Here is a 24,336-nt window from a genome sequence, read left to right as displayed (position 1 = left end):
TTTAAGCTAGTAACAATAATAATTGTTACCAGTTTTTCCAGCGTCCTTCGGGATCAACACTTGCAAGTCTAACCCATCCATTTTGAACTTTTTCTCGAAATGTGAAATCATTATTTAGTAAACGTTCTATATATTGAATAGGTGCTTGAATTACAATTAGTAAACGAAGTGGTGAATGATACGTCTCACTATCTGACTGCATAACGGATTGCCAAGGTAAGCCTGGCAACAAATCACTTGCATTTCCCTGCATAACACCAAGACCCGCCGTTACGGTTTGGGTTGTTTTATTTCCACTACCATAATAATGAGGAGCTACAGTTGAAGCGTAATATTGTAGATTTATCCACTGAGCTACTGTTCCTGGTCCTGCAATAATGTTAGCTAATATATCGCCACTTTCATCCTGTTTCCAATCATAATTATGGAGGAAAGCCCTACCTTCTAAGTCACAATCCTGAGTTAATTCCCGTTGCCCGATAATAAAAGATGCATTACGAGCTAATCCCCATTCTGGACGTATTTCACTCCAATCTTCTGCAAATCGATGTGCCTCTTTACTCGCATTTTTTATTTTCGTTTTTAAATTTGGTAATTGCGTTAAACGCTCTCTATTTGCATGTTGGCTCACATTTGGCATAATCGACTTGATACAATCAAATGCTTCTTGCGCAGTTTCCGAAAGTTCTGGGACGTAAATCCATTCCAATTCATCCACTGTTGTTTTATGTTCAGCTGCTGCAAAAATGGTATCCTCAGGAATTTTAATACCTTCAGCAAACAACGCCTCTCTCACTTCTGGAAGATTACATAAAGTAGCAAAAACTCTTGCATTGAATCCTCCTGCTGCTCCGCCACAAGCACCACACTCAAGTGCTGCAGCATAAGGGTTGTTCGTACTTTGACTACTATGTCCGCACATTACAATTAAAGGAGCAAATTTTTCTGTCAGTCCCACCATTTTTAAAGCTTGACGCACATAGTTCACTTTTTCTTCTTTCGTAAAACCGATAGGTATCTCACCTTTTGTGTCATGAACATGATTAAGCGAGAATGTTGTATCAGGTTTTTGTAACATAGTTTTACGAAGTTTACGAATGAAACCACCAACTCCTCTTGGGACAAAGCTTCTTGTCACCATCTGTAGACCAAGTAAAGGACCACTTAACTCAGGTAGCGCCATACTTGTCATTACGTTCTGTTTCATCGTTTTAAATGTATAACGTACCGAACTGCCTACCCTCTTACGCTGCTCATAAGATTTAAGTTCATTTTCATTTGTGAGCTCTTTTATTTGATGTTTCGGTTTAAGTATAACTGGCAAAGAAGGATGGTTGTTATTACTACCTAGTTCACTAGTTGCAATTGGTAAACCAAAGAAACCAGCTATTCCAAATGTTTCAAACGGACCTAATTTTTCAAGGTGACGACGAAACGGTTCTGAACGTACATCAATACAAAATGCTAATTGAGCTAATACACGCTTTTTATCATTGGTTACACGTTGTTTAGAAGCAATCTTCTCTCTTAATTGCTCTGCATGCGTTTGTTCCCAAGCTTCCAGCCAAAGTTTCCTGCGAATATTTTCATCAAAACGATAAGCGAATGCTAATAATTCACTTTGTTCAGCAGCAGGCATTTGTAACCATTCCCGTGTTGAAATATTCCCCCAATAGATCCAAGAAGCTATAAGTGGGACGATCGGAACTTTTTTCTCAACCTTTTGATTTTTTAAAGGTAAATAAGGTTTTGCAATAGCCAGCTCCATAGAAATTCGAACTGCTAAATATTCTATGAGAAGTTGCTGTTCCTGAATTGATTGTTGTGAGCGCCATCGTATCATTCCTGCCCACCCAGGCAAAGAAAGCAAGTGCCCTTCAAGGTAAGATTGTATGTTAGATTCAGAAATTCCTAGTTCAGATAATGCTCTCGCTAAAGCTACTTCGGCATCTTGTGGCCAATCTTTTAAAACTTTACGCTCATTTTTACTGAGCGCTGGATCAAATTTAATAAGGTGGTGCCATGCACGATAAAAACCTTTCTCTCGATTTGGCATCGTCCAACTTGATCCGGAGTCATCAAGATATAATTTACACCATTTAATAATATGATAATTAAGAATATCAGATAGGTTTTCACCATTTTGATTCTCTATAAGCGAACTTATTGGCTGCATAACAGAGGCTTTCATACTTGCTGTATTTATATAACTCATTTCTTCTGCCAATTTATTTACTTCTGGCGATAATAATAGACTAGAAGGTAATTTTTCTAACTTTAAAGCTGCTTGGCAAAATCGCTCTACTTTCTCTCGCGGAATATGAAAAGATTGTGAATCCAGCCAACGAGACAAACTACTTTGTAAAAATGATTCCTCAATCTCACCTTTCGCTTTTGCCGAATGAATCATGGAGGCACTAGGATAAATATCCACATTACGAGCTTCTTTTAACCAATTTGCGACTTGTTCAAATGATTGCTTTTCAAGTCCCATCCAAGGGTGATGAGCTGCAAACGTAGAGATAGGCCAAAGTGGTGCAATAACTCGGCTAGCAGATGCAACTAAATCATTTATATTATTTTCTTGCATATCAATGTTTGTATCTTTCTTTAATATTGACGATATGCTCATCACGAATTACCTCCCTTTGATACATAATGTTTCAGATAGCCTGGGTGACTTTCTACTGACTTTCGTCTCGCCTCACCTACTCGAACTAACCAAAGATAAAGTACAGCGAATAAAGTAGAAGATTGATGACGAGTAACGAAAGTACTAATAACACTACTAAATAGTAAAATACATATAACAAAGATAACGGCTGGAGCTGAAGGTTGAACACTTTGATAAATATCAGTATGCAACCATTTATAAAGAGAATTATGAACAGTAAAGTAAATGAGAGAACATCCAATCAAAACAATTACGCCAGCAATTCGTCCCATTCTTCCCTCTCCAAAAACAACAAGCTGTTTCCATGAAAAGTATAGTGACCAGCCTAAGATTAACGCACTAACTAGTTGATACCCCTCTCCAGAAGTCATAAACCAGAAAGTAATTGCTATAAATAATCCTAAAACACGCCCGACTATAATCCATAAATTGGCCATCTTTTCATTAGACTGATTCACTACCTCAAAACGTTGCACTGAAGAACCAGCTTGTAAAAATAGTGTAGCTTTAAACAAACCGTGTAAAATTAAATGAATAATAGCCGCTAAATAAGCGCCTAATGCACATTGAATAAGCATAAATCCCATTTGTGCAATAGTTGAACCTACTAGCTGACGTTTATAATCAACTTGGACTAAACTAATTCCTGTTCCGATTAAGACAGAAATACTAGAGAAAATAAGTAAAATGATTTGTGCAATATCATCATGAAAAAGAGGTGAAAATCTAGTTAACATGATACCGCCAGCATTTACTAAACCTGCATGCATAATAGCTGAAACAGGAGTTGGAGCAACAGCAGACTCAATTAACCATCTTTGAAAAGGCCATTGTGCTGCTGGAATCATCACCGCTAATATAATTAATAAGTTAATTCCTGTTCTCTCCAATGTTCCATGTAGCGCTACATTTTCATTCGTTAAAACTGATGTTAATTGCCACTGTCCAGTTACTTGAAAAAGCCAAATGATAGCTGATAGCAACGCAATCCAACTTATTGTAAATAAATAGCCAGAGATTTTAGTTGCTTCACTAACTACTTTCCACCCTTTATTTAGCCCTATGAGTAGAACCAATCCTATAAGCGTTGCTCCCCAACAAATAATCATGAAACGAAGATCTTCACTTAACCATACAACCGAAGATACACCTGTAGTAAATGTAAAAAGTGCAAAGTATTTTCGATATGAGCGATCTCCCATTAAGTAACGTACAGAAAAACGCTGAATGATTAAACCAATTGTAAGAACAAAGAAAGCCATTAACCAAGCTAAAGTATCTAGATGCCAAGGCCCCACAACTCTATCTCCATTGTTATTAACAAGTGCGAGTAAAGAAATCAATGAAGGCAAAGCAGCGATACCAATATGGATATGAACAAAACGTAAAGGCATCCTTGCATTTAAAAACAATAATCCACTTAGCCAAGAAGCACTAAGCGCTATAAAAAATAATGTTAACAGTGTTGATGAACTCAGCGAAATTAACATGTACAATACTCCCTTCTAAGCGAAAATAACCTATAAAATTCCTTTTAATTAAGATGTTTTTTTAAATTTCAATTTTCATTCACTCTTTTTAGTGCATCGTTTTTTCCCATAAAAAAAACCGACAACTTCCATAATTCAATGATTTTATATCATCATTGAATTATGGAGATTGTCGGTTTCCCTTCAACTAACTTCAATAAAGTTTTTTGAAGAGCTCCCATTTTATAGAGGATAATAATGTATGTATTACTCCTGTTAAAAAGAAATGTATATTTCTGATCTCCTAGATTATGCAATCAATATATCAATTTATGTTATACGCTATCTTTTAATTAAGAAACTTTTTCATTTAGTCAATATTACATATTAAAAAAATGCTAAAGCCTTAATTATAGCAAGCTGTTAAAATGAGCATCTATCAATTTTTTAAAACAATTATAAGATAAACCATATTAAGCAGTTTGTCAATTTCTTTATCCGTTTTTTAAGAGTTATTAGAATTAAGATTTATTATACCTAAATAACTTCAAGTTTTTAATTATTAGCCTGTTAATAAAGTGCAAAACTTGTAGGTTTCTTAATCCTTCCACTAACCTTAAGGTATTTTTAAAATTTCTCCTCAAGATTATGAAGCAATTTAAAAATCATCACTCGTTCGCCTGTACGGGAGCTTATATCCGTATGAAAGCTTTTCACTTTCTCTCCAGTTAATTCTAGTATAATCTCTTTCAGATCATCAATTCCAGATTCAACTAGCTCCGAACGATTCTTCTTTATCGTTAGCATACCGTCTTTTGTTTCGCAAACACTATATTCAGCCGGCGTTAAAACACCTTGTAAATTTACGATAATCATATCCCGTAATATATCTGTCTTAACGGATATAGACCCGCGTCCTAGGTAGTCCTTTTCCCAGTGAGTAATTGCTTTGCTTATCTCTGATTCAATAGAGCCTTTTGAGTTTTTCATCTTTGTATCCTCCTTCAATAAAATGTAATTACATTTATAATTACAATAACAATATAATAATCTGGATTGATTTTATTTTCAATTATTGAGAAGAGTTTATTGGTTGCAAAAAAGAACTCTTATAAAATTAAGAGTCCCTTTTATATTGTTTCGATAAAAAGAAAAACAAGTAACCTCAATATTAGATTACTTGCTTTTCTTTCATCATACACTTTCTAAACAACTCTATAAGTTATTCTAATTACTTGCTTTTCTTTCAAGTTTTTGAGTCGCCACTTTTTTAGGCATGAAACATGCAAAGATTAATTTATCTTGCATAGCTATCCCTTCTGATTGTAAAAAATAGATTATTTATATTATTATAAGAATAATTGTTTGTAATCACAAACAAACTTTCTCATAGTTATAAGATTGCTACGTATTAAATATTTCACTACCACAAGCAATTAATAGCGGCATTACAATGAAAAGAAATAAAAACGTAATCATTTTCTTCCTAACACACCTCAAATGCGCTTTTCCTTAGTAATGTAACGCAAAATAGCACTTAGGCATTTGTAGATTTATACAACATATTTCGAAGCAGAATACAAATAAACCCTAATACTAATGCAAACATGCCTACAAATAAAATATATTTCGTTCCAATTTGTGCAATAATTATCCCTGCGATCCCAGTACCAATTGTAGTCCCTAAATTACAAGAAGTTAAAAATAATCCATTAGCGAAATCTGGTGAATTAGGTGCTGAAGACATCATCCAATATTGATTGACATTACCACCAATCCCGCCAAAAACACCCCAAATTACAATAAAAATTGCAGTTGGTATCGCAAGATCTGATACAAAGAAAAAGGAAAAATATAATATCATTAGAGCAATGGGATAAATGATTACCGTACGGACAGGAGCTATTGTCAGTAATCTCCCTGCAAGAATATTCCCGATAATATTTGCTAACCCATAAACAAATAGCATGATACTTATCATATACGGCGACATTTTCGTAACTACATCTAAATATTCGGCTAGATAACTATAAATTCCAAATACCGCTCCATTTAAAAAAGTTACAGCAAGTATGGATAGCCATGTGATACCTTTCGTTAAAATCTTAAGCTGCGAACCATAAGAAAGCTTTTCCTGAACAGGCATAGAGGGAATAAATACGATTGTCATAATAAACGCAAAAATATTAACAAGTGCAAAAAATGTTAATGATATTTCAAGTGTAAATACATTTGCTAAAAAGTTGACAATCGGTACACCTAAAACCATACCAGCTGAAACCCCAATAAACACTTTGGCAACTGCTTTTGGAGCTTCTTTTGCACGAACTGAAGTTGCTGCTACTGATAAAGCCATCGATACGTACACTGGATGAAAGAAAGCCGGAATTACTCGTGCAACTAAAGCAACTGTAAAATTCGTTGTAAAAATTGAAATAACGTTGCCGATAATAAAGATTGCTAGTACGAACAACATAACCGTTTTTCGATTTACACCCGAAAAAACTAAAGGAAGCGTTGGAGCCGCAATGGCAATGGCGAGCGCGAACAAACTAACCATTAAACTTACCTTCGAAACACTTACATCAAAATGATCTGATAATGTCGGAAGCAAGCCAATATATCCCATTTCAGTATTAAGAATACCGAAAACCCCTACTGCTAATATAAAAATTAATACACTTTTTGAATTCTTCATAAAAAACACTTCAACTCCTCTTTCACTTCTTATCAATGCTTTTGGTAATGTGATTATAAAATGGTATTATTGAGATAACAAATACCTATATTGAATACATTCCTATAACAAATAGGCATACGAAGGAGAAGAGTTTTTTGGACATACGTGTATTACGCTACTTCATTGCGGTAGCAACGCAAGAGAATATATCTGCTGCTGCAAATGCATTGCATTTATCTCAACCTACATTATCAAGACAGTTAAACAACCTGGAAGAAGAGCTTGGAACTACTTTATTTGTACGAGGAAATCGAAAAATCACTTTAACAGACGAAGGTATGTTTTTATTAGATCGAGCAAAAGAAATTGTGGATTTAGTAGAAAAAACAGAAGCTAATTTTAACCAAAAATCTGAAATTATTAGTGGAGAAATTCATATTGGAGCTGGAGAAACAGAGGCAATGCAGTTCATTGCACAAACTATAAAAAAAGTTGTTTCCCATCACCCTAACATTAAATTTCATTTATATAGCGGCAACGCTGATGACATTACAACAAAATTAGATAGTGGTTTATTAGATTTTGGTATCGTTATTGAGCCAGCAAATAAACAAAAATATGACTACTTAAAGTTGCCAGCTACTGATGTATGGGGCGTACTTATGCGAAAAGACAGTCCCTTAGCGGAAAAAGCTTATATCCATCCAACAGACTTACTAAATAAACCTCTTATCATATCAAGACAAACGGCTGTAAGTAATGAATTATCAGGATGGCTTGGAGAGGAAATTGAAAACTTGAATGTTATAGGTACATATAATTTACTCTATAATGCATCCTTACTCGTAAAAGAAAATATAGGCTACGCATTATGTATTGATAAGCTTATGAATACGTCTGAGGAAAGTACACTTTGCTTCCGCCCCCTATCTCCTAAGCTAGAGGCTGGACTAAATATTCTTTGGAAAAAACATCAAACATTTTCAAGTGCTACAAAGATTTTTCTAACATATTTGCGAGGAGGTATGTAAATATTTTCTTACAAAAACTACATGTTTGAAAAGCGGCATAACCTTCTTTCTAGGATACATTTATCTAGGAAAAAGAAAGGAGAATAATTCTTACGATTTTCTGTTGAAAGTTGGAATTAATATGTTAGGATAAATTTTTAGAACGAAACACATATACACAAATGTAATACATCAATGAGATAAAAAAGGATTCCCCACGAACGGGGAACCCTTTTTTATTATATACATCTCATCTTGAGATAACTATTCCTTGATTATTTTTTAATTTTTTCTTTTGCTTTTTCTGGAACATCACTTTCTTTTACTTCTTCTAATGAAAAAACATAACCTCCTTTTACTCGAACTTTTATATAAGTATCTTGATATTCATGTGGGCCAGTAATCCCTACCCTAATTACCGATTCTTTTCCTGATTCATCCACCCCATTTAGCATATACATAAATCTCCTAGGGTAATCAGGGTCAGGTTCAGGTTCAGCTGGTCCCTTAGTAAGAGCATAGACATCTTTTTCTATCACAAGTGGATTATATCTATCTATAATTTCGTTTTCTGTAAAAGAATCCCCAACACACTATAATTAGCACTACAACTACTCCAGCAATTTTAAATAATAATTCTTTCATGTTTAAATTTCACCTTTCGTTAATTAATATATTTACGAAAATATTTATATATTTAAATTTATAAAGGATAAATATGTTGTATAAGACCTTTCTAAATTTAATAGGTATATCTTAATAAAAAGCGAATAAATAACTTAAGTTTTTCTTAATCTCCCATAATGAGTCATTATCATAACGGACATAGACACTGTAACAGTGAATAAGAGCTATCGAAAAAATAAAGTTACCTCTCTAAGGAGCTACCTGTAGCAAAAGAAAAAGCCGATTTCTTTATCGTATAGGAAATCGACTTTTGGCTTAATTATTGATTTAGTAATAAAAACACCTTTTTAAAATAACTATGTTTATACTATAGACGTTGATCTTTTTGGAAGTTTAGACGAAAATGATCCTCGTCATTATATACCCCAAATTCATACCCTTGCTCTTTATAAAATTTAATAATTTCAGGAAGAGCTTGTAATGTTTGCGCCTTTTCATGCATTAATACAACTTCAACTTCTTCTGTTGTCTGTTTCTTTACATTTTCGATAATCTGAATGGGATTATCTTTTAATTTCCAATCATTTGAATCTATCGTCCAATCCCAAACTTTTATTCCTGCTTCTACAATTTTGTTACGAATGTCCTCGCCCTTTAATCCTGGTGCAGATCCATATGGGGGACGGACTAGTTTAGGAGTTGTACCCGTAATATTATGAATAAGAGCTAACGTTTCTTTCATCTCCGTTACAAATTGTCCTTTTTTGTATAGCTTATCACTATTATGTGTCATACTATGAGCACCAATATAATGTCCTTCTTTTACCGCTCGTTTTACGTTTTCCTGAAAACCTGTATTTTGTAAATTGCTACCTTGCATAAAAAATGTCGACGCAACATTTTGCTCTTTTAGTACATCTAAAAACTTCCCAGTTAATTCGCTAGGACCGTCATCGAATGTTAAATAAACAACCTTTCCTACCGGTTTTCCATCAGGTCTTTTCTGTTTTACCGGTGGTGTTTCTTTTTTCTTTTCTTGTTGTTGCGTGTTAACTTGATTACTACTTTCGTTAGCTATTCCCTTCGCTGGGATAGAGTTCCATTTTCCAATTAAAAAGAAGGTGAAAAAGGTCGTTGCTAAAACAACTCCTAGAGATATTATTACCTTAGTTAGCCGACTTGTTTTTTTCTTACTTTGTGATTCTTTCATTATTTTTCGATCCTTTCCCTATTAATTTTTATATTCATTATTTATACAGCTGAGCATTAACTCCAGCTGATGTTTACAATAAATAGATTAATAGAGGAAGGTGAAGATAAAATGCAGATAATGTCGAATTTAGTTAAAGAATAACGTATGGCATCCACTCTTTAAAAAAATATTTGTTTCTCTACTACAGTTAAATTTGAAAACTGGATATACATCCAAAATAAAAGATACTACTCTTTCTAAACAATATTTTTATATCAAGATAACAACATACTGGTATAAAGATAAAATACAAAGATAGCCGTACTATTGAAATTCTATTATAATTTTGTAATTGGAATTCATTTGAACCAAATGAAGAACTAGAAGAAATATTATTATGTGGAGGTGCCCCGATGAACCTTGTAATTAGAGAGTTAGAAACAAATGATTTAGATAATCTCCCGGAGATTGATGACAGTTTTATAGTGAATGCTCGGTTAATTCTTTCTCTTTCCAAAGGAAATAAACGTATAGAATATACAGTAGAAGACGTTCCAAGTTATGAAAAAAGTTATTTACAAAATCAAGATGATAATGAAGAACTGGCTTACAATGAATATATAAATAAACCTAATCAAGTCATTTACATAGCACTGTTACATAACCAAATCATTGGATTAATGGTATTGAAAAAGAATTGGAACCACTATGCTTACATAGAAGATATAACGGTAGATAAAAAATATCGTACACTCGGAGTTGGTAAAAGATTAGTTGATCAAGCAAAGCAGTGGGCAAAAAAAGGAAATATGCCAGGTATCATGCTTGAAACGCAAAATAATAATGTCGCAGCATGTAAATTTTATGAAAAATGTGGATTTGTAATTGGTGGGTTTGATTTTCTTGTTTATAAAGGTTTGGATAAGACAAGTGATGAAGTTGCAATTTATTGGTATATACATTTCAAATGATAATAGTTTATAACGTAAAAAACTCAAAATAAAACCCCAATTTCTCTATACTAAAATCGAGAAATTGGGGTTAAGTTATTTAAAACAAATAACTAATTAATAATCCTGCTGACAACAAGAAGCCGAAAATCGTATTTGTCATCGCTGTTGATTTCATTGCGATGCGCATATATCCAGGATCCTTTGCCCCTTTTTGGAAACTTTGAATCGCAGAAATTGGCTTTCTCAAACCTAGGAACATAACTAATGCCCAAGGGCTTATATAACCCATTAATACAATTACGGCAATCCATAAATACGCAATGAAAAAGGCTACTGCTAGTGTTACCACAGCTTTTTCTCTCCCAAGAAGGATTACTAATGTCTTTCTTCCACCTTTAATATCTTCTTCGATATCTCGGATGTTATTTGACATATTGATTGCACCTACTAAAATTCCAATTGGAATGGAAATCAATACACTTTCAATCGTTACAGTATTCGTTTGAATAAAGAAAGCAATGATTACAAAACATGTCCCCATTAACAACCCAGAAACTAATTCTCCAAACGGAGTGTACGCAATTGGTAATGGACCGCCTGTATATAAATAGCCAACTGCCATCCCAATTAAACCAATGACAACTAACCACCAGCTGCTATTCATACAAATATAAATGCCAATAAATGCTGCTACGACATACAATAAAAGCGCAACTGTTAACACATTTTTTGGCTTCAATCCATGACGGACAATTCCGCCACCGATGCCAACGGATTCAGCGGTATCTAATCCACGTTTGAAATCATAGTACTCATTAAATAAGTTCGTTGCTATTTGCAGCGCTAAACATGCAAGCATCATCGCAATAAATAAAAGCCAATCAATTTTGGCAACATAAAGTGATGCCACTGTCCCTAAAATTACAGGAGAAAACGTCGCCGTTAATGTATGCGGGCGCGTCATCTTCCATATTAATTTAGCGGAACTAATTTCTTTTTCTGTCCCCATAACTCTGTCCAATCTCCCAACATTTGAAGTATAAATTACTAGCAGTATCTTTCTATCTATTCCCTGCCACGCATCCATTCATTATATCAATAAATGATTATCCTTTCTAACAAATCAACTTTTAATAAAGTAAAAATTATAAAATGAAACTTTACCATCTTCACATAATATTCTGTATTATTTCTAAGAGTGGTTTTAAAGCGATGCGATAAGTAAATGAAATACATAATAAAAAAGAGTCAATCCCCTATAAGATAGAAGATTGACTCTTTCCTTTATTTACTCCCCTGTTTCAGAAAATCGCTTTATACGTTCACCAATTTCATCACGAACACGTTGAAATTCGGACCACTCTTTTCCTGCTGGATCATCAAATCCCCAATGAACACGATTTACATGCGGCGGAGTAGATGGACAAACAGAATCCGCATGACTACACAGCGTAACGACTAAATCAGCACTATTTAAAATGTTTGCATCAATTATATCTGATGTTTGATTTGTTATGTCGATATTTACTTCGTTCATTGCTTTAAATGCATTTGGATTTACTCCATGTGCTTCGATTCCTGCAGAATATACATTCCACTTATCTCCTAAATATTGTTTGCCCCATGCTTCTGCCATTTGGCTTCTGCATGAATTTCCTGTACATAAGAAATAGATTGTCTTTTTATTTTCCATGTTGTTTTCCGCCTTTGTTTTTAAATTATACTGGTTGATCTTTAAAATATTTACGCTTAAACCAAAAAGCGACGTTTACAAGTGCAATCATGACAGGGACTTCAACTAACGGTCCGATAACAGCTGCGAATGCTGCGCCTGAATGAATACCAAACACACCAACTGCTACAGCAATCGCTAATTCAAAGTTATTACTACCTGCTGTAAATGCTAGCGTTGTTGTTACCGGATAGTTTGCACCAATTTTTCTTCCCATAAAGAAAGAAACAAAAAACATTACAATAAAATAGATTAATAACGGAATCGCTATTCTTACTACATCTAGTGGCACGCTAACAATCATCTCCCCTTTTAAAGAGAACATAATGATGATCGTAAATAGCAATGCAAGTAATGTAAGTGGACTAATTTTCGGTATAAACACCTTTTCATACCACTGTCTTCCTTTTAACTTAACGAGTACAAAGCGTGTTAACATACCTGCTATAAAAGGAATTCCTAAATAGATAAATACTGATTTTGCTACTTCTATCATTGTAATATCGACAATAGCACCTTCAATCCCTAACCATTCTGGAATTACAGTTACAAATACGTATGCATAAACTGAGAAAAAGAGCATTTGGAATACCGAATTAAAAGCAACTAAACCTGCCGCATACTCTTTATCTCCATCGGCAAGATTGTTCCAAACAATGACCATTGCAATACAACGTGCTAACCCAATTATAATGAGACCAACCATGTATTCTGGTTTATCAGGAAGAAAAATAATTGCTAAAACAAACATAAGTACCGGACCAATAATCCAATTTTGTACTAAAGATAGAACTAACACTTTTACATCTTTAAATACTCGGCCCATTTCCTCATAGCGAACTTTCGCTAACGGTGGATACATCATTATAATTAAACCAACAGCCAGCGGAATAGACGTCGTTCCAACCTGTAATGTATTTAGTCCATCTACTACACTAGGAAACACAAACCCTAAACCAATCCCAACAGCCATCGCTAGAAAGATCCATAGTGTTAAATATCGGTCTAGAAAAGATAAACGTTTCATTTTATTTTCCATCTCCTATTAACAACAAGAATTTTTAGCTACCTCATTTGAAGTGGTGCAACAAGATGAATCTTCTATTTTGTGAACATCACTATCTGCTTTTGTATAAAAGAACTCCCACTCATTACCATCGGGATCCGTTACCCAAAACTTATCTTGTACTGCATAGCAACAAGTCGTATCCATCTCATCACGCGCAAAGAAACCTTCTTTTTCTAATCGTTCTTTATGTAATGTAATTTCTTCAGCTGTATCCACTTGGAAACCAAAGTGATTTACCTGATTTCCATTCACTTCATCTCGTACGTTCAGCGTGAAATTAAGACCTGGATTTTCTAATAAAAATTTTGCATAATCCGTTTTCACCTTAACTGGTGATACACCAAATACCTTTTCATAAAATTCAATAGACTTTTCTAAATTCGTAACGTTTATACCAACGTGAACATATCTCATACATTATTCCTCCTCTTTATATATCATTAATCAATTTTTTTTGATTAATAACGCAAAATTTTAACAGCAGCTACCTTTGCCTGTTTTTCTAAAGATACAGCACAATTCTTCTGATAATAAATTATTCACTTCCGCATCATTTAAATCATAATAACTCCACGTACCCTTTGTTTCTTTTACAATTAAACCTGCATCTAATAAAATCTTTAAATGATAGGACAACTTAGATTGTGTCATTTCAAAAACTTCTGTTAAATCACATACACATGTCTGACCCCGCTGGCAAAGCTCATACATGATTTCTAAACGTTTCTGATCCGCCAACGCTTTAAACTTTTTCTCATAGAGCTGGAAATCTTGTGCCACTGTAGTTCACTTCCCTTCATCAACTTTTTTTGATGTTTATAGTATATATGCTGTTTAGTTCTTTATGCAACTAATTCATCAATTTTTTTTGATTTAGAAAAAACTTCCTCGCATTATATCTTTGCTACAACTAAAAAGGACCATCTCCTTTTCAAAAATGAAAAACTACGGTTCTTTTTACAACTTAATAGTTACAATATTTCCCAGTAATGAAGTCTCTATAACTATTTAACTTTTAATTTGATTATTATAGAGTAGTGCCCCATTACCATCAATCTAAGAAAAACAAATACCCCCAAATGAGAAAAATCGATATAACTCTTCGGCAAATAAAGATAACTCTTGTTTTTGGTGCATATTCATAAAAAGCACGTCACCCTTTCTCATTAACATAAGAGAATAGTAACGTGCTTTTAATCTCAAAAATAGTCTAAATCCTTAAGTTGATGGTTGTGGGGCGGGACCCCAATAAGAACGGTATCTAAGATTGTATGAGAGGTGTTTGTTCCATTTCAAAGATCTCAGCCGACGATTAACTCAAGTACCGGTTTCGGATGATTCCCATGTGATGAAGTTCGTGTCCTGCGATGCCGTACGCGAGGGCGCGTGCCGTAATGCTTAGGTTGTTGGCTGTGCCCTTACGATTCCATGCCTCAGCCGGTAGCCCGCGCAGCAATGTGATCGTTGATTGCCTTACGGCCCGGTAGTCTTCGGCCAATTGCGCGGTTGTCCAGCTTCCGAAAGGAGGTAGGAACAATTCCTGATCGAAACCGGTCAGAGGCGTCTGGTCCCCTCTTGCGAACCGGAGCAGGCGGTAGGTCATGACGCGTTCCGCGTCTGCAATGTGGCCCACGACTTCTTTCAGCGTCCATTTTCCTTCCGCATACCGATATGCGGCCTGGCTTTCGGTCAACGATGCCAGGAGCTCAGTCATTTGCTTTTCCTGGGCGAGCAGAATGTTGATGATGTTACCGTCCGGCACCAAACGGATATATTCACCGGAGTTCCCGGCGTATTCTTCTTCTGACGGTCTTTGATTCATGCGTAGTCACCTCTTTATGTAAATATAGAAAATTATAGCACTCATCTATGTCTAATAAATTCGCGAAATGATAGAACTTCCCTTCTAATAATTGAGGAGAAGCAACTATTTAGTTGGTCGGTCGCCACACTATCCTCATTCGTTAGCACAATAAAAATTATCTGTTATACAATATTTCGAAGTTATTAATATATAGGTAACCCCTTCTTTTTTTAATTTAAAGATGAATTTCCAATTATATTTTGAAATGAATTGGAGTAAAACACACTAGTCTAACTACTTTTTTATACAAGATTTTATGCGAAAAAGAATAGCGAAGATCCCTAGAATCTCCGCTATATCAATGATGTATAAAATCTTGTATAAGTGATAGATAGACATAGAGACAAAAAATTTAGTAAAAACAAGGATTCTATGAAAACTTGCTACCGATAATCAAGAATTATGTAAATAAGCTGTCCATGTGGACAGCTTATTGTTTTTTTTGCTTAGCGTGCAAAATTCGCGTCTTGTTGGCGGTACCCCATGCCCATCAAGCTAAGATTTTAAGACACCCCCATAACGAGAATTTTACTTTTTTACAGTTATTTATGAAAATTCCGCTTGTTTTTTTCATTTTTGGGGTGCTAGACCTAAAACTTCAGCAATATGCATAGACTGAAACATCTAGTTTTCACGATATAATTCTCAGCTAAATTCGAAAAAAAGAGCTTGAATTCCCAAGCTCTTTTAAATATTACTTAATAACTTTATAACCACCATTTTTCCTGTGGAATTAAAACTGTTTCAATATCAAAGTTATTCTCAAACCATTCCTTCATCAATGTTTTATGGACCAGATATTCTGATGCAGAATGGGAAACGCCGATTAAAGACATCGAAGTATTAGAAACATAATCCATCATTTGTTTGTATCTTTGTTTACCATATTCGTTATCAATATGGCAATGGATTTCGCCAGTGATATAGGCTTGAACTCCTCTTTCTTCAGCTTCCTCCATCCAACTTACTTTGTCGCCACAACCTGCAACGATAGCTATTTTCTTTACGTTATTTATGTTCTTACCTTCAAAATCAACATATGGAATATCGAATATTTCTTTTAAGTGAGAAGTTAGTTCACTTGTACTCTTTTCTTCGATGTTACAAATTAGAACTAGGTCTTCATTATTTATAGAACTTGTTAAAAACCCATCAATAATTTCTGCATTTAATTGTTTAGCAATAGCCACACTTGTACCTAAATTGGCATGATAATCCATTGGTACATGGCATGTATAGAATGATAATTCCTTTTCTTTTATTTGTTTAATGTATTTTTCTTTTATAGGAACAAAGCCTTTGCCCCATACTCCTTTGGGATCTCCACATTCCATCAATAAGGGATGGTGCATAAAAAGTAAGTCGCCGCTATTACTTTCTTCTATAAAGCGTTCCAACACTTCATCTGTAGGGAAAACGGCAAGAAAAATTTTCTTTACATTTTCATCTCCTTTTAACATTAGACCATTAAATAATTCCACAAAGTCTTTTTCAAAAACTGATTTCCAGTCAAACTTTAAAGGTTCATAGACCATTGGTATGAATTGACTGAAAGCAGAATCCTTCCCAAATGATTTTATATCAAGTTCAATGTCCAGTTTAGACACTATTTCACTTAGTTTAACCATAAAATTATTCCCCCCAAAAATTTTATAATTCAATACAAACGGTTAGAAAAATAACAATTGTTATATTATTTTAAATATTTTAACATATAAATCCATTTTTCTTCATGAAAAAATCACTCCTGTTCTTTAAAGTGGTCCCTCCACATTCCCTTCAAGCAAAGTTAAAATCATACCTTCAAAATGAAAAAACGCTATGCTTATTGTAAACAGTTTATAAGAAAGGATGGCGTTTTGATGAAACCTATCATTTTAAATAGATTGAATCTTTTCGCTCAAGAGCTACAATACTTTTTATCTCCAGTGGTCCTACAAGATATTGCCAAACAAGTTGGCTTTGTACAGCGATCTAGTAAGTATCAAGCAAAAGAACTCATTGCACTTTGTGTATGGCTTAGTCAAGAAATTGCTAGCACATCACTTACACAATTGTGTAGTCAGTTAGAAGTTTCCACTGGGGTACTTATGAGCTCAGAAGGACTGAATCAACGCTTTAACCCAGCAGCTGTCGCATTTCTTCGAGAAGTCTTTACTTCTCTTCTCACACAAAAACTCTGTTCAAATCACTCACTTTCTGCACACATGATCCCTACTTTCAATCGTATCCGTATTTTGGATGCAACAGTGTTTCAACTACCTGATCATTTCGCCACTGACTATCAAGGTTCAGGTGGAAGTAGTAATACGGCAGGCGTAAAAATCCAATTGGAATATGATTTACTTAGTGGTCAATTTCTTAACGTGCAGCTTGGACCAGGAAAGAATAATGATAAAACATACGGTACCATCTGCCTTGAAACCGTAGAGACCAACGATTTGTGTTTACGTGATCTTGGTTACTTCGATTTAGGAGACTTACAAACTATTCATGATAAAGGGGCTTACTACATCTCGCGGGTGAAGCTAAATACGCGGATTTATATCAAGAACCCTGAGCCAGAATACTTCAACAACGGCACGCTAAAAAAGCAAACAGAATACATCCAGTTTGATATGACACAAATGATGTCAGATCTAATCCCTGGTGAAACGATAGAAATTCCCGAGGCATACATTGGCCAAAATCAATAACTTCCAGCACGTGTCATTATCCATCGTTTAACCGATGATCAAACGCAAACACGCCTAAAAAACCAAGCGATACGTGAAAAGAAAAAAGGCATTGTCATGAAGGATAAAAGTAAACGTTTAATGGGCATGAATGTATATATTACGAACACGTCTTTAGAAGAAGTACCAACTAACTACGTGCACTCACTGTATTCACTTCGTTGGCAGATTGAAATTTTGTTTAAAACGTGGAAGTCATTTTTTGAAATTGATGAATGTAAAAACATTAAAAGAGAGCGCCTAGAGTGCCATTTATATGGACAACTAATCGGTATTCTCCTCTGTTCTTCTACGATGTTTCAAATGCGACAGTTTTTGCTTGAAAAAACAAATCAGGAGCTAAGTGAATACAAAGCGATTTATATGATTAAAGATTACTTTCCGTTACTGTTTCAAGCGATAGCCATTGGCACAGAACAACTTTTGAAAATTTTGCATCGTCTTTATCTATTGCTCAAAAAGAACGGTCGTAAATGTCATCGGTATAAGAAAATGACCGTCTTTGATATTCTAGGGATTGTGTATAAAACGACGGTGAAGCATAGACAAACTGCCTAGCGAAAAAATCAGATTTTAATAGGCTTCTTTAGTATGCCTACTTTTCTATCAATTGTTAATTTTGAACCAAGGATCGTTTCATATCTAGTAAATTACTTGATTAGGTTGATGGGCATGTGGCGGTACCCCACATCCATCAACTTAAGGATTTAGACTATTTTTGAAGTTAAAAGCACGTTACTATTTTCTTATGTTAATGAGAAAGGGTGACGTGTTTTTTATGAATATGAATCAAAAACAAGAATTATCTTTATTCGCTGAAGAGTTATATCGATATATGTCTCCCGCTACACTTAATCAATTAGCCATAGAAGCAGGCGGAATGAAACGAAAACGTAAGTGCCATGGGCACCATTTCTTATCTTTGTGTGTATGGCTAAATCAACAAGTCGCTACTACCTCTCTTACTCAACTATGTAGTCAATTAGAAATTTCAACAGGAGTTTTATTAAGTCCGGAAGGACTTAATCGGCGATTTAACTCTGCTTCTGTAGCCTTCTTTCGAACTGTATTTACTACACTTCTACAAGCTAAAATTGGAGGCGTATCTAAGATTTCTCATTCTCTTTCTTCCTACTTTGAGCGCATTCGCATCCTTGATTCTACAACCTTTCAGGTTCCAGATCGATTCGCATCTACCTATCCTGGTGCCGGAGGATGTAGTCATAAAGCTGGTGTGAAAATTCAACTAGAGTATGACTTGTTGAGTGGGGAATTTTCTGATGTGAAAATTGAACCAGGAAAACGAAGTGATCAGGCGTATGGTGCGACTCGAACAGGCATGATACAAAAGAATGAGCTGTATATTCGTGACTTAGGATATTTTCGTCTACAAGACTTTAAGTCTATTCAAGACAAGCAGGGGTATTATTTATCTCGTCTTAAGTTACCAACTAAAATATATAGAAAAGAGTTCGAAACAGTGGTATTTAAAACAAAACCCTCTCAATTGAAACCAGTATATATACAAATTCATTTGGAAGACATTATGAAACAACTACAACCTGGCCAAGTGTATGAATTACACGATGTATATGTAGGGAGTAAGGACAAATTGCCTACTCGTATTGTAGTTTATAGGTGTACCGAGGAGCAAAAACAGAAACGCCTACGTGACCGAGCTATTTGTGAAAAGAAAAAAGGAATTACATATACAGAGCGTACAAAGCTTTTACAAGGTATTACGGTATATATGACAAACATTCCTACGGAATGGGTACCAAAAGAGAAAATCTATGATTTATATTCATTACGTTGGCAAATTGAGCTGTTATTTAAAATATGGAAATCTTGGTTTCAAATTCATCGTTGTAAATCTATTAAACAAGAGCGATTAGAATGTCATCTTTATGGGCAACTCATTAGTATTCTATTATGTTCTTCTACTATGTTTAAAATGCGAGAACTCCTATTACGTAAGAAACAGAAAGAGCTAAGTGAATATAAAGCGATGTACATAATTAAGGATTATTTTTCACTTTTTTACCAAGCATTACACAAAAACACCCAAGAATTATCAAAAGTTCTCCTTCGTCTGTTTAACCTCCTACAGCACAACGGACGAAAATCTCATCGATACGAGAAAAAGACAGTCTTTGATATTTTGGGTGTTGTCTATGAGTATACCACTTCTACTCATCAGGTAGCATAGTAAAAAATTGAAATCCGTCAGGGTTTATTTGATATGCCCGCTTTTATAAAATCTACAAAAGATAATAAAAACTATATGGAAAGACCGCATTTTGTTTGAAAATATACCTTAAGTTGATGGATGTGTGGCGGTACCCCATTGCCATCAACCTAAGCTTTTGTGATACCCCCCATAACGAAATTTTCACCTTTTTACAATTATTTATGAGAATTCAGCTCATTTTTTCGTTTTGGGGAACAATCAATTTCTTAAGTTGATGGGTATGTGATAATGCTTCCATTTGAACAAATTTTCCTTTTCCATACCGATCACACATCTTTTGTAGAGTAATAGTATCAGCATATCCCAGTTTAAGAGGTTACTTACAAAATATTTAAAATTTTCCCGCGAGAATCCTCCGAAATGTAATACGGACTTTAAATATTTTCATTTATAATTCTTTATTTGTCTATACTTTTCATACCGCTGTTGTATAAGCTCTTCTGAGGATAATAGTATCAATTTTTTTAGAGATAATTCGATTACAGATTCAATCATTTTTGCCTGTGATTTTATATCATTTTGTGCTCCACCTTTAATTTCAGGAATGATTTCATCAATAATTCCTAAATGTTTTAAATCTTTTGCTGAAATTTTCATATGTTCAGCAGCTTCTGGAGCATACTTAGCGTCCTTCCATAGGATAGATGCTGCTCCTTCTGGCGAAATCACCGAGTACCATGAATACTCTAACATATGGATATGGTTACCGACACTAATGCCAAGAGCTCCACCACTTGATGCCTCTCCAATTACAATACAAACAATTGGCACTTTAAGTGTAGTCATTTCAAATAGATTTCGAGCTATCGCTTCAGAAATTCCACGTTCTTCAGACCCTATCCCTGGATAGGCGCCTATTGTATCAATAAATGTAATAATAGGGCGATTAAATTTATCAGCTTGTTTCATAAGTCTTAGCGCTTTTCTATAACCTTCTGGATGTGCCATTCCAAAATTTCTTTCTATACTTTCCTTTGTATTTCTACCTCTTTGATGACCAATAACCGTAACGGGCATTCCTTTAAATTTTGCAATACCACCTATCATTGCTTTATCATCACCATATAATCGATCACCATGAAGTTCGAGAAAGTTTGTAAACAATAAAGGTATATAGTCCAATGTCGTGGGTCGGTTACGTAGCCTTGCAATTTGAACTCGTTGAATAGGTGTAATATTAGAATAAATTTTATCTTGCATTTTATTTAAACGTTTTTCTAATTCATGAATTTCTGACGATAAATCTACATTATTTTCTTTCATAATTTTCTTTAATTCATCAAATTTCTCTTTTAATTCAATAATAGGACGTTCAAAATGCAAACTCATTTTATCCTCCAAATGTTATGACTTACCTCACTCTAATCAAAAGACTTAGAAATAGAATCAATAAATAATTCAAAACCATCCACAACTATTTTTTGTTCTGATTCTGATAAATTATTGAGAATACTTTGATAAAATGTAATGGATTGCTCTCTTAAGCAATTAACAGTTATGTGACCTTTTTCTGTGAGGTGCAGAAAAAGTTCTCTTCTATTTTTTTCATTTACTTCACGATAAACAAGCCCCTTTTTTACTAACTTATCTACCAATCTACTTACAGTTGAAGTCTCTAATCTAAGTTTATTGGATAGTTGCCAAACAGTTAATTTTTCCACCTCTAGTTCCTCTAACGCCATCATTTGAGAAGTTGGTAAAGGTTTTTCAAATGGTCCATTGGGCAAATTTTGAGATTCAAAAACCCCAGTTATTATAATCATTTTCTTAATATCCGTTCTTAGTTTTAAGGCATCTTCTCTTTTCAAATAGGTCACCCTCCTACAACTAATGCATCATACATCAATTGTATTATACATGAATATGTTTTTTTCACAAGCTTAACGTAAGCCAATATTACAACATGGACGAGATATTTCTTCTTGTTAAAATGGTATAAGTGGATTGTTTTCTACAAATGGCAGAACATCAATTATGTATCAGGGGCCTTTATGGGTACCGCTCATCGCCATCAAGCTAAAATTTTATAGCACCCCCAGAACGAAATTTTGTACTATCTTGTAATAAAATGCTCATTTTTTCGTTTTGAGGTATTTGCGTTTCTTAGTCTGATAGTGATGGGGTGGGCCCCCACACAGTACGATTTTATTTCAAAAACACAACGATTTTACTACACACTTTTTATTTATCCCACACTCTCATCTGCTAGTATTACTATTTTTCATTACTAATCTTGCCGTTTCACTCGGATGGCTAAGAGGAAAATGATGGCCATATGGAACAAAATCAACCTTACCAAGATACGATGGAGCAGAATAACCTCTGTCATAATCCCCCCAAATAATGTGAAGATTATACTTTGTTACTTCCTTGAAATCACCTTGATCTTTTTTCAGTAGTAAACTGTTAAGCTGAACCGTAGTATTTAAAATTCTAGGAGAAGTAAAACTGTTACTTACTTTTTCGATATAATGTTCAGGGATGCTCTCCATACTTTCAAACAAACCATTATTTAATAAATAACGCCCTATCAAATTAGGAGTTGCCAATTTTAATGTCCATTTGTTTATAAATTGGGGAACATTTAGCAATTTAGCATTTTTTTTAGCAACAGGTGGCTGAAGTAACGTAATTGAATACTTCTTATCTATGTACTCTTGTACCAATGCTTCCAGAAGAATAAATGCACCGAATGAATGGCCAATTAGATGTGCACCATTCGTAGCTTTCTCCAATAACTTTTTCACTACATTCAAATAGATAGCTAGAAGATTTTTCTCTTGTTTAAAAGGAGAACGTCCCAAACCTGGAAGATCCAAAATCCATACAGGTTGACCAGTTTTTTCATGAAGCTCTTGTGCTAAAGGAAATAAATCCTCTCCATCACTCAATAAACCATGTAATAAAATAAACGGTTTACCCTCTCCTTGTAATTGGTAAAGGGTATTGTTATCGCATAATGTTCGTTTAAATACATGATTATGCTGGCCATATTGATACATCATTCGATAATCCAGATCAGCTACTACGGCAGGGAAAAATTTCATTACACTCGTCTCCTTAAACCAATCTCCTCCCATAATTTTTTTCGCTGAAACATTTGAAAATTTTCGTTTTGTAATAAAATTCAGTCCATCAGAAGGAATTTTTGTTATTTTACTTACTCCACTATTCATAATTGCTTTCATAAGTGGCATTGGGACAGAGATTTTTGGTGCCCTCATATTCATACTTTCTGACATAATACTTAATAACTCAGCAATGGTTTGATCGTGCTGTTTGTCTTCAACAAGTGTATATGTTTGAATAGTCGGTTGCTCTAATCTGAAAACCTGCACAATAAACTTCGCAAGCTCATCGTTTGAAATAAGTGGTAACCTATATCCCTTACCTCCAGGAATCATTGGCATGAGCCCTCTTCGCATACTCATCACAAGCAAACCTAATCCTGCTATCTGCTCTGTACTCCCTGTTTTACTACTACCGACTACAGTTGGCGGATTAATTACAGAAAGCGGATAACCTACTGCTGATGCCTGCTGACGGATATAAAGATCTGCTAAAAATTTTGTTCTCTCATATGGATTTTTTATTTTCAAATAATTATTTCCTTCTTGAAACACATCAATTGCAACCTTGCTATTTTTATCATCAAAGGGACTCATATAACCTACAACATGAATAAATTGTTGCAAGCCCTTCAATTGATGAATACTTTTAGCTAAGTCACTAATATGTTTGGCACCATGTAAAAATACGGAAGCTGCCTCTTTACTTGTCGCTTGAATATCCATGGGGCCTCCTGCGTGAATAATCACATCCGTTTTCAATACCCTCTCCTTATCTTCAGCACTTAGACCTAAATCTATTTTCGTCAAATCACCTTCAATAAAGTGCATAACTTCCTTTTTTAAGTTTCCTCTTTCTTGAAAAAGGCGTATTGCTTTACTTTTCGACCTTACTAAAAGAAGAATTTTAACATCCTCTTTGGCTAATTCTTTCACTAATTGCTGTCCAATAAAGCCTGTTCCACCAGTTAAAAATACTGTTCTCATATAAAATCCCCCTTTTAGTACTAAT

18 protein-coding genes and 2 pseudogenes are annotated in these 24,336 nt (G+C 34.5%); 4 read left to right on the top strand and 16 right to left on the bottom strand.

From position 1 onward, the window contains the following. Positions 1 to 25: 25 nt before the first annotated feature. The 4 genes from DN400_RS02340 to DN400_RS02325 form a co-directional block, all read right to left on the bottom strand. On the bottom strand, positions 26 to 2,632 hold the full coding sequence (locus DN400_RS02340; RefSeq protein WP_147801524.1) for a DUF2309 domain-containing protein: 2,607 nt from the start codon (positions 2,630 to 2,632) through the stop codon (positions 26 to 28). Further along, positions 2,632 to 4,164, bottom strand: coding sequence for an NADH dehydrogenase subunit 5 (locus DN400_RS02335; RefSeq protein ID WP_065229042.1), 1,533 nt, complete (start codon positions 4,162 to 4,164; stop codon positions 2,632 to 2,634). The genes DN400_RS02340 and DN400_RS02335 overlap by 1 nt, the downstream gene beginning before the upstream one ends. A 606-nt stretch (positions 4,165 to 4,770) precedes the next feature. Further along, positions 4,771 to 5,133, bottom strand: coding sequence for a Na-translocating system protein MpsC family protein (locus DN400_RS02330; protein WP_016098682.1), 363 nt, complete (start codon positions 5,131 to 5,133; stop codon positions 4,771 to 4,773). Positions 5,134 to 5,680: 547 nt separating this feature from the next. Continuing rightward, positions 5,681 to 6,841, bottom strand: a complete 1,161-nt coding sequence (locus DN400_RS02325) for an MFS transporter (RefSeq protein WP_050571664.1) — start codon at positions 6,839 to 6,841, stop codon at positions 5,681 to 5,683. A gap of 137 nt (positions 6,842 to 6,978) precedes the next feature. Between DN400_RS02325 and DN400_RS02320 the strand changes: the two genes are divergently transcribed. Beyond that, a complete protein-coding gene (locus DN400_RS02320) occupies positions 6,979 to 7,854 on the top strand; it encodes a LysR family transcriptional regulator (protein ID WP_065229043.1) in 876 nt (291 codons plus the stop codon). Positions 7,855 to 8,108: 254 nt separating this feature from the next. Here DN400_RS02320 and DN400_RS02315 read toward each other — a convergent pair. Next, a pseudogene (locus DN400_RS02315) lies at positions 8,109 to 8,478 on the bottom strand (YxeA family protein). 349 nt (positions 8,479 to 8,827) lie between these two features. Next, positions 8,828 to 9,670 (bottom strand): polysaccharide deacetylase family protein, encoded by an 843-nt coding sequence (locus DN400_RS02310; RefSeq protein ID WP_065229044.1) that lies wholly within the window; start codon positions 9,668 to 9,670, stop codon positions 8,828 to 8,830. Positions 9,671 to 10,065: 395 nt separating this feature from the next. On the opposite strand from DN400_RS02310, the gene satA reads away from it, so the two are divergent. Further along, entirely contained in the window at positions 10,066 to 10,623 is a 558-nt protein-coding gene (gene satA, locus DN400_RS02300; RefSeq protein WP_001054993.1) for a streptothricin N-acetyltransferase SatA, read from the top strand. A 79-nt stretch (positions 10,624 to 10,702) separates the two neighbouring features. Here the strand turns inward: satA and menA are convergent, their stop codons facing one another. The 7 genes from menA to DN400_RS02260 all read right to left on the bottom strand — a co-directional run bounded on the left by menA (position 10,703) and on the right by DN400_RS02260 (position 16,898). After that, a complete protein-coding gene (menA, locus tag DN400_RS02295; protein ID WP_000536367.1) occupies positions 10,703 to 11,614 on the bottom strand; it encodes a 1,4-dihydroxy-2-naphthoate polyprenyltransferase in 912 nt (303 codons plus the stop codon). A gap of 279 nt (positions 11,615 to 11,893) precedes the next feature. Continuing rightward, positions 11,894 to 12,298, bottom strand: coding sequence for an arsenate reductase (thioredoxin) (gene arsC / locus DN400_RS02290; RefSeq protein ID WP_016512602.1), 405 nt, complete (start codon positions 12,296 to 12,298; stop codon positions 11,894 to 11,896). Positions 12,299 to 12,323: 25 nt separating this feature from the next. Further along, on the bottom strand, positions 12,324 to 13,364 hold the full coding sequence (arsB, locus tag DN400_RS02285; RefSeq protein ID WP_065229045.1) for an ACR3 family arsenite efflux transporter: 1,041 nt from the start codon (positions 13,362 to 13,364) through the stop codon (positions 12,324 to 12,326). 18 nt (positions 13,365 to 13,382) lie between these two features. Beyond that, positions 13,383 to 13,820: an ArsI/CadI family heavy metal resistance metalloenzyme gene (locus tag DN400_RS02280; protein ID WP_016512601.1), complete on the bottom strand. Its 438-nt coding sequence runs from the start codon at positions 13,818 to 13,820 to the stop codon at positions 13,383 to 13,385. A 60-nt stretch (positions 13,821 to 13,880) separates the two neighbouring features. Next, positions 13,881 to 14,186 (bottom strand): arsenical resistance operon transcriptional regulator ArsR, encoded by a 306-nt coding sequence (gene arsR, locus DN400_RS02275; protein WP_000046018.1) that lies wholly within the window; start codon positions 14,184 to 14,186, stop codon positions 13,881 to 13,883. Between the two features lie 532 nt (positions 14,187 to 14,718). Then, positions 14,719 to 15,228 (bottom strand): DinB family protein, encoded by a 510-nt coding sequence (locus DN400_RS02270; RefSeq protein WP_001076303.1) that lies wholly within the window; start codon positions 15,226 to 15,228, stop codon positions 14,719 to 14,721. 749 nt (positions 15,229 to 15,977) lie between these two features. Beyond that, positions 15,978 to 16,898 (bottom strand): Nif3-like dinuclear metal center hexameric protein, encoded by a 921-nt coding sequence (locus tag DN400_RS02260; RefSeq protein ID WP_001968611.1) that lies wholly within the window; start codon positions 16,896 to 16,898, stop codon positions 15,978 to 15,980. A gap of 234 nt (positions 16,899 to 17,132) precedes the next feature. Here DN400_RS02260 and DN400_RS02255 point away from each other — a divergent pair. Next, positions 17,133 to 18,563 (top strand): annotated as a pseudogene (locus DN400_RS02255) (IS4-like element ISBce11 family transposase). Positions 18,564 to 18,783: 220 nt separating this feature from the next. Next, on the top strand, positions 18,784 to 20,214 hold the full coding sequence (locus DN400_RS02250) for an IS4 family transposase (RefSeq protein WP_147801523.1): 1,431 nt from the start codon (positions 18,784 to 18,786) through the stop codon (positions 20,212 to 20,214). Positions 20,215 to 20,640: 426 nt separating this feature from the next. Here DN400_RS02250 and DN400_RS02245 read toward each other — a convergent pair whose 3' ends face one another. The 3 genes from DN400_RS02245 to DN400_RS02235 all read right to left on the bottom strand — a co-directional run bounded on the left by DN400_RS02245 (position 20,641) and on the right by DN400_RS02235 (position 24,311). Further along, the gene (locus tag DN400_RS02245; protein ID WP_098211014.1) at positions 20,641 to 21,585 is read right to left on the bottom strand and encodes an acetyl-CoA carboxylase carboxyltransferase subunit alpha; all 945 of its coding nucleotides are present in this window, start codon (positions 21,583 to 21,585) and stop codon (positions 20,641 to 20,643) included. A 32-nt stretch (positions 21,586 to 21,617) separates the two neighbouring features. Then, positions 21,618 to 22,064 carry a MarR family winged helix-turn-helix transcriptional regulator gene (locus DN400_RS02240; protein WP_002094076.1) on the bottom strand — a complete coding sequence of 149 codons (447 nt, stop codon included), beginning with the start codon at positions 22,062 to 22,064 and terminating at the stop codon, positions 21,618 to 21,620. Positions 22,065 to 22,454: 390 nt separating this feature from the next. Beyond that, a complete protein-coding gene (locus DN400_RS02235) occupies positions 22,455 to 24,311 on the bottom strand; it encodes an alpha/beta fold hydrolase (protein WP_098211013.1) in 1,857 nt (618 codons plus the stop codon). Between the last annotated feature and the right edge of the window lie 25 nt (positions 24,312 to 24,336).

Origin of the sequence: Bacillus sp. AR8-1 (assembly GCF_008042345.1) — a bacterium.
In the GTDB taxonomy this organism is placed as follows: domain Bacteria; phylum Bacillota; class Bacilli; order Bacillales; family Bacillaceae_G; genus Bacillus_A; species Bacillus_A cereus.
This window is presented reverse-complemented; position numbering and strand designations above follow the sequence as displayed.